General features: G+C 67.5%; 13 protein-coding genes, 1 tRNA gene and 2 pseudogenes. 9 read left to right on the forward strand and 7 right to left on the reverse strand.

Annotated features, from left to right (window positions below):
* The coding region (locus KBX39_RS07985) for an ATP-binding protein (RefSeq protein ID WP_210869819.1) at positions 1–506 on the forward strand (506 nt) is incomplete at its 5' end.
* On the opposite strand, the gene KBX39_RS07990 is transcribed toward KBX39_RS07985, so the two are convergent.
* A complete protein-coding gene (locus tag KBX39_RS07990; RefSeq protein WP_210869820.1) occupies positions 488–1,402 on the reverse strand; it encodes an NADP-dependent oxidoreductase in 915 nt (304 codons plus the stop codon). The two genes, KBX39_RS07985 and KBX39_RS07990, sit on opposite strands and share 19 nt — an antisense overlap.
* Before the next feature lie 115 nt (positions 1,403–1,517).
* Here KBX39_RS07990 and KBX39_RS07995 point away from each other — a divergent pair, with 115 nt between their 5' ends.
* On the forward strand, positions 1,518–1,946 hold the full coding sequence (locus tag KBX39_RS07995) for a helix-turn-helix domain-containing protein (protein WP_043327477.1): 429 nt from the start codon (positions 1,518–1,520) through the stop codon (positions 1,944–1,946).
* Positions 1,947–2,224: 278 nt separating this feature from the next.
* Positions 2,225–3,709: an endo-1,4-beta-xylanase gene (locus KBX39_RS08000; RefSeq protein ID WP_210869822.1), complete on the forward strand. Its 1,485-nt coding sequence runs from the start codon at positions 2,225–2,227 to the stop codon at positions 3,707–3,709.
* 83 nt (positions 3,710–3,792) lie between these two features.
* On the opposite strand, the gene KBX39_RS08005 is transcribed toward KBX39_RS08000, so the two are convergent.
* From KBX39_RS08005 to KBX39_RS34005, 4 genes and pseudogenes are all read right to left on the reverse strand, one after another.
* A complete protein-coding gene (locus KBX39_RS08005) occupies positions 3,793–4,311 on the reverse strand; it encodes a cupin domain-containing protein (protein WP_043327473.1) in 519 nt (172 codons plus the stop codon).
* Between the two features lie 93 nt (positions 4,312–4,404).
* Complete coding sequence (locus KBX39_RS08010) at positions 4,405–5,142, reverse strand: class I SAM-dependent methyltransferase (protein WP_187692983.1); 738 nt, start codon at positions 5,140–5,142, stop codon at positions 4,405–4,407.
* Between the two features lie 255 nt (positions 5,143–5,397).
* Positions 5,398–5,625, reverse strand: coding sequence for a hypothetical protein (locus KBX39_RS33200; protein WP_043327471.1), 228 nt, complete (start codon positions 5,623–5,625; stop codon positions 5,398–5,400).
* A pseudogene (locus tag KBX39_RS34005) lies at positions 5,622–5,912 on the reverse strand (hypothetical protein); the annotation flags it as partial. The pseudogene KBX39_RS34005 and the gene KBX39_RS33200, both read right to left, overlap by 4 nt.
* 551 nt (positions 5,913–6,463) lie before the next feature.
* On the opposite strand from KBX39_RS34005, the gene KBX39_RS08020 reads away from it, so the two are divergent.
* On the forward strand, positions 6,464–7,885 hold the full coding sequence (locus KBX39_RS08020) for a helix-turn-helix domain-containing protein (RefSeq protein ID WP_210869834.1): 1,422 nt from the start codon (positions 6,464–6,466) through the stop codon (positions 7,883–7,885).
* Here the strand turns inward: KBX39_RS08020 and KBX39_RS08025 are convergent, their stop codons facing one another.
* Complete coding sequence (locus KBX39_RS08025; protein WP_210869824.1) at positions 7,886–8,452, reverse strand: NUDIX hydrolase; 567 nt, start codon at positions 8,450–8,452, stop codon at positions 7,886–7,888.
* A gap of 866 nt (positions 8,453–9,318) precedes the next feature.
* Here KBX39_RS08025 and KBX39_RS08030 point away from each other — a divergent pair.
* From KBX39_RS08030 to KBX39_RS33770, 3 genes and pseudogenes are all read left to right on the forward strand, one after another.
* Positions 9,319–10,482 carry a DUF262 domain-containing protein gene (locus tag KBX39_RS08030; protein ID WP_210869826.1) on the forward strand — a complete coding sequence of 388 codons (1,164 nt, stop codon included), beginning with the start codon at positions 9,319–9,321 and terminating at the stop codon, positions 10,480–10,482.
* Entirely contained in the window at positions 10,473–11,933 is a 1,461-nt protein-coding gene (locus KBX39_RS08035; protein ID WP_210869828.1) for an AAA family ATPase, read from the forward strand. The genes KBX39_RS08030 and KBX39_RS08035 overlap by 10 nt, the downstream gene beginning before the upstream one ends.
* A gap of 178 nt (positions 11,934–12,111) precedes the next feature.
* A pseudogene (locus KBX39_RS33770) lies at positions 12,112–12,258 on the forward strand (site-specific integrase); the annotation flags it as partial.
* Between the two features lie 71 nt (positions 12,259–12,329).
* On the opposite strand, the gene KBX39_RS08040 reads toward KBX39_RS33770, so the two are convergent.
* Positions 12,330–12,401, reverse strand: a tRNA-Lys gene (locus KBX39_RS08040).
* 131 nt (positions 12,402–12,532) lie between these two features.
* Between KBX39_RS08040 and KBX39_RS08045 the strand changes: the two genes are divergently transcribed.
* Positions 12,533–12,832 (forward strand): hypothetical protein, encoded by a 300-nt coding sequence (locus KBX39_RS08045; RefSeq protein WP_210869830.1) that lies wholly within the window; start codon positions 12,533–12,535, stop codon positions 12,830–12,832.
* A 37-nt stretch (positions 12,833–12,869) separates the two neighbouring features.
* Positions 12,870–13,952 (forward strand): NAD-dependent epimerase/dehydratase family protein, encoded by a 1,083-nt coding sequence (locus KBX39_RS08050; RefSeq protein WP_210869832.1) that lies wholly within the window; start codon positions 12,870–12,872, stop codon positions 13,950–13,952.
* Positions 13,953–13,967: the final 15 nt, after the last annotated feature.

Below are 13,967 nucleotides of genomic sequence, written 5' to 3' on the forward strand. Positions count from 1 at the left end.
ACGATGTACGGCAGAGCTTCGTCAACCAGCTCCAGATGGCGCTGTTCGCCTGGATCAAGAATAACCCGGCTGGGGACCGGCCGCTGCTCGGGCTGCTCATCATGGACGAGGCTCAGACGTTCGCCCCGACCGGCGCGATGACCGCGTGCACCCAGAGCACGCTGGCGCTCGCCGCCCAGGCCCGCAAGTACGGGCTCGGGCTGATCTTCGCCACCCAGGCGCCGAAGAGCCTGCACAACCGCATCCCGGGCAACGCGGCGACCCAGCTGTACGGCCTGATGAACAGCCCGATTCAGATCGAGACGGCCCGCGAGATGGCTCGGGCCAAGGGCGGCGACGTGCCGGACATCTCCCGCCTGACCGTCGGCGAGTTCTACCTCGCCGCCGAGGGCGCGGCGCCCCGCAAGATCCGGACCCCGCTCTCACTGACCCACCACCCGCGCAGTCCGCTCACCGTCGAGGAGGTGCTGGACCGCGCTCGCGGCGGTCAGGGACGCAGCACGTAGCGTCCGCGTACCCCGCCCTCGGCCGCCGCCCGGTGGGCGTCCGCCACCCGGTCCAGCGGCACCACCGCGTGCACCCGCGCCGGCAGCTCACCGGCGGCGGTGCGGGCGAGCAGGTCGGCCAGACGTACCCCGTCGGCGTGCACCTCGACCGCGCGCACCGTGACACCGCGTTCGGCGGCCGGGTGGGCGTTCGGCCGTACCCCGACGAACACGCCGCCGTCGCCCACCAGCGCGAGCCCTCGGTCCTGGAGCGCCGCGGCGTCGGCGACCGCGTCCCAGCCCGGCTCGGCGGCGGTGGTGAAGTCGGCGCCGAGCCCGCGGACGAACTTCTCGTCCCCGGCCCGCGCGAGGCCGGTCACCCGCCATCCCCGGTCCCGGGCGAGCGGCACGACGTAGCCGCCGACCGCGCCGGCCGCGCCGGTGACCAGCAGCCGGCCGCCGGCGGGCGGGTCACCGAGCAGGTCGACGATCTGCGCCGCGGTCAGGCCGTTGAGCGGCACTGTCGCCGCCGCCACCAGGTCCAGATCATCGGGTACGACGGCCAGGTCGGCGGCGGGCACGACGAGTTGCTCGGCGTACGTGCCGAAGTCGCGGTCGAACCCGCCGACCAGCCCGGCGACAGGGGTGCCGACGGCGAGGTCGACGCCCGGCCCGGCCGCGGCGACGACACCGGCGAAGTCCCAGCCCAGGCCGGTGTGGTGCGGCTGGTGGATGAGCCCCAGCGAGTGGAAGAAGCCGCTGACGACGCCGAGGTCGGCCGGGTTGACCGGTGCCGCCGCGACGTCCACCCGGACCTCGCCGGGCCCCGGCTCGCGCTGCGGAACGTCGATGATCTCGATGGCCTCGGGTCCGCCCGGGGTGCGGACGACTGCGGCGCGGAAGGTACGCGTACCCATGGTTCTGTCTCCTTGGTCGTGAGGGATGCCCTGCTCCACGATGGAGGGGTAACTTTCCATCGGGAAGTACGCACTTCGGAGTGCGTTGGGTACCCCCGGGTAGGAGGCGCGGACGATGCCGACGCAGACGGCGGCGGAGAAGCGGGCGCAGGCGCGGGAGGAGTACGACGCGTTCCTCGCCGGCTGCCCGAGCCGGCAACTCCTGGACCGGATCTCCGACAAGTGGGTGGCGCTGATCCTGGCCGCGCTCGGCCGCGACGGGCCCGACCGCAACGCGGAGCCGCGGGTCATGCGCTACTCCGAGCTGTCGCGGCGGCTGGCCGGGGTCAGCCAGAAGATGCTCACCCAGACGTTGCGCTCACTGGAACGCGACGGCCTTGTCACCCGCACCGTGACGCCGAGCGTGCCGGTGACTGTCACCTATGAGCTGACCGACCTCGGTCAGTCGCTGCACCAGCTGATGTACGGCATGAAGCTGTGGGCCGAGGCGCACATGGACGAGGTGCACGCCAACCGCGAGCGGTACGACGCCGCCGGTCACTGACCGGATCTCCGAAACTTTCGGTCGTGCTCGCGCTTCTCGGCGCCCTTCGCTCGCACGGTCATCCATGGACTCCCGCGCTGATCAGCCGGTTGAGTCCATGTTCGCGTCGACATCGACATTGACCGATCGTGCCGTCGCGGATATCTTCCCAGGGAAGTTACCGGTACATCTTCGAAAAGTTTCAGGGCAGTGACGCGGGGGTGGGCGCACCGCCGGCTCCCACCCGCGTCAAGCCGGGCATCGCCAGCGCATCATCGTCCGATATGCAGAGGAGTGTCATGAAACATCTACCGAGGCGCAGCCACCGCGTGGTGCTGGCCGCCGTCAGCAGCGCGCTGGCTCTCGCCGGCGCCGCGCTCGTGGTGCCCACCATTGCCCAGGCGGCGGCGAGCACGCTCGGTGCCGCCGCAGCACAGTCGGGCCGCTACTTCGGCACCGCCATCGCGGCGAACCGACTGGGCGACTCGACGTACAGCACGATCGCGGCGCGTGAGTTCAACATGATCACCGCCGAGAACGAGATGAAGCCGGAAGCGCTCCAGCCCAACCGGGGCCAGTTCAACTTCTCCTCCGGCGACCAGATCTACAACTGGGCCACCCAGCGCGGTCTCCAGGTCCGCGGCCACACCCTCGCGTGGCACGCGCAGCAGCCGGGCTGGATGCAGAGCCTGAACGGCAGCAACCTGCGTCAGGCGATGATCGACCACATCAACGGCGTGATGGCCCACTACAAGGGCAAGCTGGCCGCGTGGGACGTGGTGAACGAGGCGTTCAACGAGGACGGCAGCCGCCGCAGCTCCAACCTCCAGGGCACCGGCAACGACTGGATCGAGGTGGCGTTCCGCACCGCTCGCGCGGCCGACCCGTCGACCAAGCTGTGCTACAACGACTACAACATCGAGAACTGGTCGTACGGCAAGACGCAGGGTGTCTACAACATGATCCGGGACTTCAAGTCCCGGGGTGTCCCGATCGACTGCGTCGGTCTGCAGACCCACTTCACCGGCGGCAGCTCGCTGCCCGGCAACTTCCAGACCACGCTGCAGAACTTCGCCGCGCTGGGTGTGGACGTGGCGCTGACCGAGGTCGACGTCACCAACTCCTCGACCAGCCAGTACGCCGGTCTGACGCAGGCGTGCATCAACGTGCCGCGCTGCATCGGCATCACGGTGTGGGGCGTGCGGGACAGCGACTCGTGGCGTTCCAACGAGAGCCCGCTGCTGTTCGACGGCGGAGGCAACAAGAAGGCCGCGTACAACTCGGTCCTCAACGTTCTCAACTCCGCGTCGCCCAACCCCACGCCGACCGCGACCGTGTCGCCGACCGTGTCCCCGACCGCCGGGCCGACCGGCGGGCCGACCACGCCGCCCCCGACCGGCGGCGCGAGCCGGATCGTCGGCAACCAGTCCGGCCGGTGCATCGACGTGCCGAACTCCTCGCAGAGCAACGGCACCCGGGTGCAGCTCTACGACTGCCACGGCCAGACCAACCAGCGGTGGACCTACACCTCCAGCCGGCAACTGACCGTGTACGGCTCGATGTGCCTGGACGCCGCCGGCTCCGGCAACGGCTCGGCGGTCCAGATCTACAGCTGCAACGGCCAGACGAACCAGCAGTGGAACGTCAACTCCAACGGCACCATCACCGGAGTCCAGTCCGGCCGCTGCCTCGACGTCTGGGGCACCGGCAACGGCCAGCAGGTGCAGATCTACGACTGCAACGGCCAGGCCAACCAGCGGTTCCAGCTCGTCGCGACGAGCTGACCTTCGCGTACGGAAAACGGCTCACCGTCGTGGTCTCGGCCACGGCGGTGAGCCGCTTTCGTGGTGCTCGCGTGCTGCCGGTGTCAGCCGATCAGCAACTCCGTGCGGTAGTCGGCGGCCAGCGCGGCGGCCCGGTTCCGGCGCTCGGCCTGCTCCTCCTCGGTGAGAGCCGGCGGCGGCGAAGTGGGGCCGTCCACCCGGTCGCCGACGCGCAGGAAATACTCGTCCTGCCCGGCCGGCGTGCACATGCACAGCAGCCGCGCCGGCTGGTCGAAGGAGTTGCGGAAGAAATGCGGCGCGTTCGCCGGAATGTTCACCGTCTCCCCGGCCCGCGCGACGGTCTGCTCGCCCCGGAACGTGAACTCCACCGCCCCGTCGAGCACCGTGAACATCTCCTCGAAGTCGTGCCGGTGCGGAGGCGGCCCACCACCCGGCGGAACCCGCATGTCGATCAGGCAGTACCGGCCGGCCGTCTGCTCACCGGTGACCAGGATCGTGTAGGTGCCGCCCGCGATGGCGAGGTGCGCCAGGCCGGGGTCGTCGGGCCGGGCATGGACGAGGGTACGGGTCGGATCGTCGGACGGGATCGCACCGCTGGCCATCGGCTCTCTCCTCGATCGTCGGTCTGCGGATCGATTCCCCTCATAGCCATCCGGCAAGCTGCTAAACCTGGGCCGCTTCCCGTGCTGGGACCGTCATGCCGGGCGGCGGGCGACAACCGCCAGGGCCATGCCGAAGAACTTCAACGGCGAGCGTTCGATCGCGTCGGTCACCGGCCGGATGCGACGCCCGAAGCGGGACCTGTCGAACGGCGGCATGATGTAGTCCACCGCTACCGGCTCCAGCCCGGCCCGCCGCAGCTGCGCGGACAAGCCACGGGCGGTGAAGGAACGGGCGTCGGCGAGCCGACGGTGCAGCGGCACGATCCACGGCAGGAACGGGCCCCGCGCCGGCCGGTACCGCCGGCCCCGGATCAGGAAGCCGTGCGTCTCGAACGGGAACCACCGGTTGGGCGTCGTCAGCGCGAACCGGCCGCCGGGCACGAGCACGCGGTGGACCTGCCGCAGGGCGGCATCCAGGTCGTCGATGTGCTCCACCACCTCGATGGCGGTGACCAGGTCGAAGCTGCCGTCCGGGTAGTCCAGCTCGGTGGCGGACAACTCCCGTACGTTGATCTTCCGGGCCGCCGCCGGATCGCCGGCCAGCCGCTCCCGGAACAGTTTCAGCCGGTCCTGTTGGATGTCGACGGCCTCGATCTGCGCGAACGCGTCGACCAGCCGCATCGTGTACGTGCCGTCCCCGCAGCCGATCTCCAGTAATCGCCGGCCGGTCAGCGATGTGTGCCGGCCCAATGTGCCGAGCCTCTTCGCCACCCCGCGCTCGCCGAATGCGCTGCCGTGCCCCAGCCCCAGATTGCGATTCGTATTCATCATGGTCGCTGACCATAGACCTAACGAGCGTTAGCGTGGGGGCGTCGATCGACAGGCAGTGCCGGCTCTGGCCGACCCCTCTGGCGTCCCGATCTCCGACACCGGAGGGGCCGGCGCGTACGCGGTCGTAGTGCCGGGAACACCGGCACCGCCCGACCAGGTGCCGTCGGGATACTGAGCGGTGACGACATAGGGCGCGTTGCCGACGGGGAACTCGAAGTCCGTCACGGGCGAGAACTCACCCTCCGTCGGCCGGACCTAGTCGGCCTGCCTGGTCCAGCCGAGAAAGCGGCGGTGCAACACCCCGGCTGGCGTCCACGGCATGTCCTCAGTGGCTTGGACCAGGTAGGCGCCGAGGTAGAGGGCCAGTGACACGGGAGCGCGGTCATACTCCGCGCGCAGCTCGCGTTTCCGTGTCGGGCAGGGCCAGGGCAGATCGCAACCTCCGCAGCTCCAGACCGGCATGACCGGGCCGTGGGTGGTCACCGCACACCCTCGAGGAAACGGGCGGTGATCGTCCGTGCCTGCCGGCTGGTCGCCCATTCCACCTGCCAGCAGGGGTACGGCGACAGCCGCGACCACCAGGCGCGGCAACCGGTGCACATGCCGTCGAACCCACGGACATGCACAGCCAGGATCGCCTGCTCCAGGTCGTCCTTCACGACGCGTCCTCTCCCGGCCAGTGGCCACGATTGATAGGGATTCGGTGCCGGGCGCGGCAGGGCAGATCCGCTCCGCAGCGGCAGATCCGTCGCCACTTCCGCCAGCACCAGACAGGGCGGTGCCTACGGGCGAGAGTGAGTGCCGTCGCGACCAGGTAGTCCTCGTACGAGACGTGTCGTCTGCTCGGAGTCGCCCGGGCCGCCCTTCGGCTCATCGCTGCTCTGCCGCGTCCTGCGCCGGCTCACGGTTGCCTTCCGGTCGCCCTAGCTGCGCTGCCAGGTCGAGTAAGCGCTGTCGCGCTGCCGCGCGCTCGGCGTCCTGGTACCGCTGCCCTGTTCCGGGCGGTGATGCCGGATCGGGTTGCCGGAACAGCCATCGCACCAACGGACACAGGCGACCCCGGATAGTCACGAGCCCGTCCTGTCGTGCCGGGTCGGGAAGGCGAGCCTGACCGGCGGCTCAGAGCCGTAGACGAACATCCCGCCCGGCGGGTCGTCGACGTCGAAGTCCATGCCGGAGACGGTCCCGCCGAGTGGGGTGCGGTGACCATGTCGACTGGTCATGTCACGGTGACATGAGCGGACTCGACCCTGCCCGTACACCGACCGTAGGCTCCTGACTGACCACCATGGGTAGTCGTCTGACGACGCTGGGAGCCGTTGTGCTGCTGGAAAATCTCCGGATACCCGACGACCTCTGGTCGCGCGAGGACATGCACAAGGCTCTGGCGGCCCGCGACATCGGTGCCGTGTTCCGGCTGCTCGCTCGGCACACCGGCGCGAGCCAAACTCGCATCGGCGCGGCTGTCGGCCTGGAGCAGGGCTACATCAGCCGGATCATCGCCGGCCGACGGGTGACCTCGATCGACGTGCTGGAGCGGATCGCCGACGGCTGCGGCATGCCCGACGAAGCTCGAATGACGCTGGGCCTCGCGCCCTGCCTGCGGTCATATCGCCCGGCCATGGCGGATCACTCCCTCGGTCGGCACAGTGACGTGCCGGCCAACCGGTCCTGGCGCGAGGACGTCCAGGCCGCCGCGCAGCTATGGGAAGGCGATGTGAACCGTCGAGAACTGCTTCGCCAGACAGTGTTCAGCTCCACCGCGTACACCCTGCCCGCCCTACGCTGGTTCACCGCCACCGCGGCGCAGCCCGTCGAGCAAGAGGGCCGCCGAACAGTCGGTCAACCCGACATCGACACGATCCGGCAGATGACCGCCACTTATCGGCGACTCGACAACCAGTACGGCGGCGGGCATGCCCGCGACAACGTCACCCGCTTCCTGCACCACGAGGTGGCGCCCCTGGTGACCGAGGGCCGGTACGACCCGGCGACCGGCCGCAGACTGCTCGCCGCTGCTGCCGAACTGACGCAGCTCGCCGGGTGGCAGGCGTACGACATGGCCGAACACGGCCTCGCCCAGCGATACCTCACGCATGCCCTGGACCTCGCCCGAACGGCCGCCGACGCCGGCCTTGGTGCCGAGATCCTCGCCGCGATGAGCCATCAAGCCACCTACCTCGGGCACGCCGCCACCGGGGTCGACCTCGCCCGCGCCGCCCGGCAGACAGCACAACGCGCCGGCCTCACCGCGCTGACTGCCGAAGCGCTGGTCATGGAAGCGCATGCCCACGCTGTCGCCCTTCACGAACGCGACTGTGCGACCGCGCTTCACCAAGCGGAGCGAACCCTCGACCGAGCGGACCGCAGCAGCGATCCTCAGTGGCTCGGCTACTTCGACGAGGCGTACCTGTCGGCCAAGTTCGGCCACTGCTTCCACGCGCTCGGTCAAGACCGAGGAGCCGAGCGCTTCGCCGCTCGCTCACTCAAGATGGACGAGCGCTACGTACGCGGCAAAGCCTTCAACCTCGCCCTGCTGGCCAGCGTCCACGCTCGCCACGGCGAGCCGGAACGTGCGAGTGCCGTCGGCGCGGAAGCCCTGACCTTGACCACCCAACTACGGTCGGCTCGTGCCGTCCGCTACCTGCGCGATCTGCAGACCGGTCTGGCACCCCACCGCCGCAAGCCGGCAGTACGGCAGTTCATCACTCGGGTCGATGCGGCGCTCGGCCAGCGGCGCTGACTACAGCTCACCCCGCGCCTGGCGCGCCATCAGCTCCAACACGGCGATCACCGTGCCGGCACCAACGATCTCCCCCTCGGACACGAGTTGCCGCGTCTCCTCCAGCGGAACCCAGGCCACCCGCTCGGTCTCGTTGACGTCCACCGGAGCGCCGGTGGACTCCGCATTCCGGGCAAGGAACAGCAAGTTCTCCGCGTCTGCGGTCGCCACCCAAGGCTGAAACGACACCAAGGGCTCCACGGCGCCCGGGCGCCAGCCGGTTTCCTCCTCGACCTCGCGGATCGCGCAGGTCGCCGGATCCTCGCCCTCATCGACGTAGCCGCCAGGCAGCTCCCACACCCACCTGTCGAACACGAACCGGTGCCGCCGCATCAGCAACAGGCGCTCTTGGCCGTCGAGCACGGCAACCATGGCCGACCTGGGCGCCCGGATCACGTACTGCTCGAAGCGCACCCCGTCCGGCAACTCCACGTCGGCGATGCTCAACCGGGAGCGCCGGCTGCCGTCCACTACCCGCTCGCTGTGAATCGTCCAGCGCGTCGACCTGCTAGCCAGTTCCTCCGTCACACGGCCAGTATCCGACCAGCGGTGCCGGGCCGCGGCCCGCGGCGCCCGCGACTCGGCTGGGCCCGACGGACCCGGACAGGCAGGATGTAGTGGGCCCGCCAGGGACTTCGAGCCCCGAACCTATGGACTCCCGGCGAGCGGCTTGGATCAGGTGTTGTTCCAAGTCATCCGGCCTGTAGACGGGCATCTTGTTCGGTTCAGCTGGGATGGTTGCTGTACTGCTGGAGTCAGACAAGGCGCTGGATGCGGGCAACCCGGGCTGCTCGTTTCTGTGGCGGCCTTCCTTGTGCTGGCGGACCTGCTCGTATCCTGATTTCCTAGTCATAATCGGGGCGGAGTGAGATCTACTTGCGGGAGCCTCGGTGTGCCGCCATCCGGTCGCGTTGCTGTCGACAGCCGTTCCGCTGGCGCCTGGGCTGAAGTCGCAGGGAAACCCGAATCACTCAGTCGGCCGCCGCCGACTGGTGGCAGTCCGCGTCGGCGAGCAGGTGCCGGACGTCGGCTGCTGACGTTCGGCTCCGGCCCGTCTCTCAAAGCTCGCGCTGCCTCCTGCTTCCGCCCACACGAACTCTGCGCCTTGACTTGCCTGCCTGGAGGCGGCCGTATGCTCCGACCACTGTGCCTGCCAGCGCTCGTCCGCGTCCCGTCATCTGTGTTCGTTGCTGTCAGCGGTTGTTGTCGCAGCCTATCGCCCGGCGAACCAAGCCGGTCCCCCGCAGTGGTATGCAGACCGAAGCGCAGCCATAGGCCGTGAGTTAATCACCAGCTAGCAACTGCCCCGCTACGTCTAGACACCAGGCCCGCCCTGATCAAGGATGTCCGCAGGGCTTCCTCCGGCTCGTATACGGATAGGTGGACTGCGGACCTTGAGATTCCAGACAAGTGATCCCGACATCGCAACGATCTTTCGGCGCATCGAACGGAAGACAATCGATTTGCAGCCCGACTTCCAGCGCGGCGAGGTCTGGAGCACCGCCAAGAAGCAGAGGCTCATCGATACTATCCTTCGCCGCTGGCATGTGCCGCCCATACATTTGGTCGCCAAGGGCGAGGGCAAATTCGACGTCCTAGACGGGCAGCAGCGCCTGACCGCCATCCGAGACTTCATGCAAGGAGTGTTCACGGTAGATGGCTTTATCGAACCCATGGTCCCGGATTTTGCGCATCTGGACGGTCTGCGGTTCGCGCAACTCCCTGTGGGTGTGCAGGATGAATTTGAGTCCTTTGCTATTCGGGTCTTCGAGCTTCACGATTACACGCCGGAAGAGCCTCACGAACTCTTCTTCCGCTTGAACCAACCAATGACCCTGACCGAGGCGGAGAAGCGGAACGCCTTCGTGGGAGCCGCTAGGAACCAGGTGAAAGAACTGGTGGAGTGGGCCGGAACGAGAGGTATGACGGCGCAGCGCCTAGGGTTCTCGAATGCGCGCATGGCGTATGATGATTTGCTCGCCCGATTCCTGCTCACTCTAGAACAGGGCCGCCTCACTGAAAAAGTGACGGCGCTGAGGATCACGACCCGGTATAGGGCAAAGGAGCCGTTCTCCGAGCCGATAATGGGCCTCGCTGCTCAGGCGCTTGACTACTTCCTGCACCTCGATCTTTTAAACCGTACCGAAAGTCGGCTGAAATGGAACAAGGCCACCGTTCACACCTGGCTCTGTCTCGCCGCGAAACTCCTGAAGGAGGGCCTGCTCTTCGAACTGGGTCCAGCGCTGTCTCGGACAATCGAACAGGTCGAAAGCTGGCGGGGGATGCGGTTGCATGGTCGGAGTGTCTACAATGTTCCCCTCGCTGTCTTCCACGACCGGGCTACAGCCCGAGTGGCTGATGTCTCGTCCGTAGTGTTACGCGATCTGACCGCTTGGATGATGCTCTACCGCGCCGACCCCGAACTTGTTCGCATGCGGCCATTTCTTGCGCCAGTCCAAAACGCCTGGGGCATTGTTGATCGATCAGGCGATGACGCCGACCGAGAACTGGCATCGTTTAGCGTCGCGGCGCGCTGGGGTGACTCGGGATGGTTCTGAGGTTCATACAACGGCAGCATCAAATCGCAAGCCTTACAAGACGCAATTACACAACCCGCCTCACTGTCGGAAATTTCGTCACCACAGAGGGTCTAGCCCAGACGCTCTTATTTTCGCCGGGGATCAGCGTCGTGTCCGGCGGGAACGGCGCAGGCAAGTCGACCCTACTTGGTGCCATTTGGAGGTGCCTGACCGGCTTGGAGCCCGAGGAAGGGTCAACGATTCCGGGCGCGCCTGCGTGGCTAGGTCAACTGAAGATTGCGGGAACATACGCTGACGTTCCCTTCGAGGCAGAGCTTGACGTCGCATCGCAAAACAGTACCTCGGTGCTACCATTCTCCGTCTTTTTCATTGATCCTGCAGCGGAGACCGAAGAAGTGTTAAGGCATTTCAGATCGGATCCGCGGTCTTCCGACCTGCTTGAGGGGGTTGATCCAGCCTCGTTTGACGGCAGTCAACTCCAAGCGCTTGCATACATTCTTCGCAGAGAGTATTCCGAGTTCCTCGTTTATGAGGTTACGGCCTTCAGTGCGGACGACAATCCGTTGCCGTACTTTGAAGTCGCGTCAATGGGCAAGCGTTACACATCGCAGCAGATGGGACGCGGTGAACTCGTTGCAGCTTACCTTTTATGGCGGTTGCAAGAACTGCCGCCCGGGGCCGTTGTCCTGCTGGAGGAGCCAGAAAGCCATCTCGCCGCGTTCTCTCAAGACAGGCTGGTGGATGCGATCGTCTCGATCGCAGTCGAGCGCGACCTCTGTCTAGTAGTTTCTAGCCACTCCCCGGGCTTCTTTCAAAAGCTTCCCGCCGAGCATGTTGTACTAGTGTCATCGTTGCCTTCCCCGTCCATCCGCTGTGGGCTCGCACCGTCAGAAGTGGCTAATCACCTTGGCGTTCGAGCTCGCACCGCTGCAGTGGTTCTAGTTGAGGACCAGGTCGCAGCCGAGTTCTTGCATGCAATCCTGTGGGCGCTGGATCGTGACGCACTCCGCTACCTTGACCTGAGAGCCGTGGCAAGCGGTCAATCAGGTGTGAAGCGGATTGTGGGCGAGGTTTCCAGTAGTCCCGCTGACCAGGTTCGCATTCTCGGAGTTCTTGACGGCGACCAACGCCCTAGGGGCGGGCATGCATCTGCAGGAAAGATTGGCTACCTGGTCGGCGATTCCGCACCCGAAGTCATATTGCGGGACACCATCAGTCGGTGGCGTTCAGGCGAGTTTGCTGATTGGGACTGTCCGCTGCCAGGTGGAAGCGAAGGTTTAAGGTTGTGTCTTGAGCGCCTCGATGGGCGAGATCTGCACGACTGGATCTTTGAGTTGGCAGAGGAGTTCGGAGGACTCCGTCCAGCCATCCGTGCGACAACAGACCTGGTTCTTCGAGACCCGTCTTTGAAGACTCAGTGTGAAGAGATGGTTACCTGGCTGCGATCGCAAGGGAGACTTCCGAGCTGACGGACTGATATCCCGCTGCTGGCCCACCACTTTCCAACTGACATACCGGGCTGCGTGCCCTCTTGGTGCTCCATTTGTCGCAGAGGTGCAAGTGAGACAGGTTCAGCGTCGGCGAACCACCGCTGCTACGCGGCCGAGGTTTGGCGGATTAACGTCCGGACGCCAGCAGAACCTGCCCTCACTCCTAGCCGACCTGGACGTCCGGGGTTCGATGCAGGTCCTCCGCCACGCGCAGTTCGCCATCACCATGGAGATCTACGCGGTGGTCTCGTCGGCGGCCACCCGCGACGCCCTCAAGCGGCTGGGCAGCGCGCTGGACCAGTGAGGCGCTACTGCTGTACGGGCCCGGATCACAGAAACAGCGACCCCGCAAAGGGTCGCTGAGCTGGAACGGAGTGGGCCGCCAGGGACTCGAACCCTGAACCTATGGATTAAAAGTCCACAGCTCTGCCATTGAGCTAGCGGCCCGCCCGCTCAGGTTACCGGAACCCACCCGTCCGAAGCTCGCGGCTTCCACCGCCTGTCGATCTTCAGACCCGAACCAGGCGACGCGCCAGGCGCGAGGCGTGAACCTCCCCGCCTGGGGAACCGGGGCAACCATGCGAGTGACCAGCACCGCCGCCGTCGCGGCCTCCCGCGAGGTTCCGGGCCCCGACGGCGTACGCCGGCCTGGCGGTGAGGTGCACGCCTGGCTGCCGGGTCAGAACCAGACGCTGTGCGGGCTGCCGTTGAGCCGTACCCGCCTGCGCCGCTTCCCGCACGTGCCGTTCGACCACTCCGGCACCGACGTATTCACCGAGGCCGACCCGGAGGGCTGGGTCTGTCCGCGCTGCCTGGCCGCCACGTCGGGTCGCCGCGATCGGGAGAAGGGCTGGGTGCGCATGAACCCTCGTCCGTGAGCGGTTGCTGCCCGGTTCAGCGGGTACCGCACCGGACATGCGCATCGTGATCGTGGGAGCGACCGGCAACGTGGGGACGGCCGTGCTGCGCCGGCTGCGGCGGGAGACGGGAGCGGAACTGGTGGGCGTCGCGCGCCGGCTGCCCGGACCGGACGCCGGTGAGCCGTACGCCGACGTGGAGTGGCATTCCTGCGACATCGGCGCGCCCGGCGCGGCCGACCAGCTCGTGCGGATCTTCGCCGGGGTGCGGGCGGTGGTGCATCTGGCCTGGCAGATCCAGCCCAGCCACGACCGCCGCACGCTCTACCGGACCAACGTCGGCGGCAGCCGCGCGGTGATCGAGGCCGCCGTCCGGGTCGGCGTTCCGGCCCTGGTGTACGCCTCATCGGTCGGCACCTACGCGCCCGGCCCGAAGAACCATCCGGTCAGCGAGAACTGGCCGGCGACCGGGGTGGAGACGTCGTCGTACAGCCGGGACAAGGCGGAGGTGGAGGCGCTGCTCGACGGCGTGCAGCGGGAGCACCCGAAGCTCCGGGTGGTACGACTGCGCCCGGGGCTGATCTTCCAGCGGGAGGCCGGTACGGAGATCAGCCGCTACTTCCTCGGCCCGCTGGCGCCGGTGCGCCTTCTCCGGTACGGCCGCATTCCGCTGGTGCCGTCGAACAAGCGACTGCGGATGCAGGCGGTGCACGCCGACGACGTGGCCGACGCGTACGCCCGGGCGGTTCTGGGGGATGCGAGCGGCGCCTTCAACGTGGCGGCCGACCCGGTGCTGACGCCGGAGCTGGTGGCCCGGCACTTCCACGGCTGGACGGTGCCGGTGGCGACGCCGGTGCTGCGCGCGGCGGCGGCGCTGACCTGGCGGGCGCGGCTGCAACCGGTCGACACCGGCTGGGTCGACCTGGCGCTGAACGTGCCGCTGATGTCCAGCCACCGTGCCGAGACCGAACTCGGCTGGGCCCCGGCGATCGACTCGGTGACCGCCCTGAAGGACCTGTTCACCGGCATGGCCACGAGAGCCGGCACGGATTCCCCGGCGCTGTCCCCGGACCCGACCCTTCCCGGCCGCCCCGCAGCCCTGACCCGAGGCCACCTCCCCGGCCACCCCAACCCCTACTGATCCCACCCTTTTCGC

Source organism: Micromonospora sp. D75, assembly GCF_018070405.1.
GTDB lineage: Bacteria > Actinomycetota > Actinomycetes > Mycobacteriales > Micromonosporaceae > Micromonospora > Micromonospora chalcea.